Here is a 3107-nt window from a genome sequence, read left to right as displayed (position 1 = left end):
TGGCGATTTCCGCTACGACTTGCAACTTAATTCAAACCTTTCAACCTCCAACATCCATCATGCCTGTTTATCAATTCGAAGCGATGGACGCGACCGGACAAGAGATCCGGGATGAGATCGATGCGGCCAACGAAGAAGAGGCGCAAACCACGATACGCCAGATGGGGTACTTCGTCACGAAGATCTCCGTCAAGAAACAGGCAGCGGCGAAGGCGGCAGGCAAGAAAAAGCGTGGCTCGATCGGCCGAGTCAAAAGCAAGTACATCTGTGCATTCACGCGTCAATTATCGATTCTGCAGGACGCGGGGCTACCGATTTTGCGGTCGCTGAAGATTTTGGAGAACAACGAAAAACCAGGCCGATTGAAATACGCGTTGCAGTCCGTGTGCGAAGAGATCGAAGGGGGTTCGACGCTTAGCGAAGCGATGGCAAAGTCGCCCAAGGTGTTCAACCGACTGTACGTGAACATGATCAAAGCGGGCGAGGCCGGCGGTGCTTTGGAAACCATTTTGCAGCGGTTGGCGGAGTTCATGGAGCGGGCGGAATCACTCAAAAAGAAGGTCAAAGGGGCACTGATCTATCCTTGCGTGGTTGTCACCGTGGCATGTTTGATTCTGACGTTCATCATGTTGTTCATCGTTCCAACGTTTGAAAAGATGTTCGACGAGTTCGGATTAACGTTGCCGCTGCCGACATTGTTGTTGATTGCGATGAGCAACTACATCGCGCATTACTGGTTCCTGTTGATTGCGATGCCGGTTTGCTTCTTGATCTTCGTCAAGTTGGTTCGGAAATTCAGGCACGGGCGGATCGGGTTTGACAATTTCATTTTGAAGGTGCCGGTCTTTGGCGGGCTGATCGAAAAGAACATTCTTGCTCGGACGACGCGAACGCTGGGGACTTTGATCAGCAGCGGGGTGCCGATTTTGGAAGCGATCAACATCACACGTGAAACCGCCGGTAACGCGGTTTTTGAACGGATCTTTACTAAGACCAACGAACAGATCCGCGAAGGTGAAGTGATCAGCAAGCCGCTTGCCGAACATAGCGAACCGGGATTCCACCCGATGGCGCTGTTTTTCTGGGCGCTGTTTGGCATGTTTCCGGGCGTGATGGTGATGTCGGTCGCGATAACCGCACGCGGCAGCAAGATTGACGAAGCCGGCATGGTCGGCGCTCTGATGATGATGTCGACTTACATGATCATTGGCGGCGGCGTGTTATCGGGACTGTGGTACGCCACCAAGATCAAATCAAAAGTCATCAGCGACTTGGTGGTCAACATGGTCGACGTCGGCGAAGAGACAGGCGAGCTCGATACGATGCTTTACAAGGTCGCCGACACGTATGACGAAGAAGTGCGAACGTTGACCGACAGCTTAACCGCGTTGATGGAGCCGATCATGATCGTGTTCCTCGGCTGTGCGGTCGGCTTTATCGTGATCAGTTTGTTTATGCCGCTGGTCGAATTGATTACCGGATTGAGCTAGTTGCCGCTGGCACCTCGATCGACTTGCGGGTCTTCCGGCCCGCCAGTCGAACATCCAGCGAACCACCTACACCAGACCCCCTACCAAAACCACTAATCTCTATTCCTTTTTGAAACGTCATGAGCAGTCACAACAATCCGGTCAAAGCGGCGCGTCACGGCTTCACGCTGGTCGAGATCTTGGTGGTCATCACGATCATCGGCATTCTGACCGCGATCGCCATCCCGGCGATCAACAACGCGGTGGGCACGGCCCGCGATACCGCGATCAAGATGGAACTTGGAACGATTGCAGACTTGGTGCAGCGTTACAGTGAGGAGTATCATGACTATCCGCCTGATTTTTCGGACTGGGACGTTGTCGAACGTCACTTTCGAAAAGCATTTCCACGGATCAACGATAACGAGCTGCGGATCTTGGCACAGTTCACGCACGTGACATCCTCCGGCGCGCGATGTAACACTGGCGGCGGCCCGACAGATCCTCGGACCAACACTAGCTATTCACACTACCCCCACGCGATCGATCGTGCCGAAGCCTTGGTTTTCTGCTTAGGTGGATTCAGCAAGGATATCCAGCGTCCCTTCACCGGCGTCGGCGGACCACTGGTTCTTGCAACCGGCGGCACTGACCCTTACGTCACCGGCACGGCCACCAACAGCGACTATTTGCAGTACCAATACAACACCGACCGTGATGGCGGAACGTTGGACATGGTGCGGCTTTCGGTGACGGTGTCCGGTGGCAATGCGACCTCGTCCGACGATGGAAGCAATGCGTTAGGCTTCTTTGCTCTAGCGGATCCGTTCCCGGTTTACACTCCCAAAAACTCGTCGGTTCCGTTTGCTTACTTTGACTCGCGAACGTATGACACCGCATTTGGAACGGTGTACACATCGGGCGCACCGGTCTGGTACGCGTCTCAACCTGTCGCGTCGATTAATTGTTACTGTCCTGCCGCGGGCGGTGCAACGCTTGCGGATGTGGGCGCAGCGCGACCGATGGCCAGCACCACGATCGATACGACTCCACCGACCACGATCCAAGGCAGCACCGTTGCAGGGACTGTGTTGGAATTCGCCAACAAAAATACCTTTCAACTTATCTCCGGTGGACGCGACGGCAACTACGGCGGCACGATGTCAGGCACCGGTGTGGGGGCTGCGGCACATGGGATCTCGGTATTCCCTCTTGGCATTTATTACAACCCTTTCTTTACACACAGTTCTGCTAACACCACGATCGGCGTCACCGCATCCTCGATCGGCAAATATCAAGACGACGATGTCATGACAGCCGAGTACGGTGTCAGTTCGCGAATCTTTGGGGTGAACGCCCAACTGGACAACAACACCAACTTCTGCGACAGCAGTATCCTTGGCAACGAATTGCCGTAGTGTTTTTGTGCCGCTTTGCGTGGCAGCCAAATAAGGAACACAGATGCAGTCGCATCGCCGATGCGAGCGACCTGCCTGACGGTTCTTTCGCTGAGCGAAAGATGACCCGACTTAACGCATGACGCGTCTTATCCTAGAAAACAATTGAGCGATTCAAAATGACGTTCTGCGTGAACGAACAAGCATCGCGGTTAGAACCGAAGCCGCGTCCATCGACTCG

General features: G+C 54.3%; 2 protein-coding genes. Both read left to right on the top strand.

The features are described 5' to 3' along the window. The first annotated feature begins 59 nt into the window (after positions 1–59). The gene (locus ABX962_RS33730; RefSeq protein ID WP_372726062.1) at positions 60–1490 is read left to right on the top strand and encodes a type II secretion system F family protein; all 1431 of its coding nucleotides are present in this window, start codon (positions 60–62) and stop codon (positions 1488–1490) included. Positions 1491–1609: 119 nt separating this feature from the next. After that, on the top strand, positions 1610–2887 hold the full coding sequence (locus ABX962_RS33725) for a type II secretion system protein (RefSeq protein ID WP_372726061.1): 1278 nt from the start codon (positions 1610–1612) through the stop codon (positions 2885–2887). The last annotated feature ends 220 nt before the right edge of the window (positions 2888–3107 follow it).

This window comes from Novipirellula sp. (assembly GCF_041583735.1).
Classification (GTDB): Bacteria; Planctomycetota; Planctomycetia; order Pirellulales; family Pirellulaceae; genus Novipirellula.
This window is presented reverse-complemented; position numbering and strand designations above follow the sequence as displayed.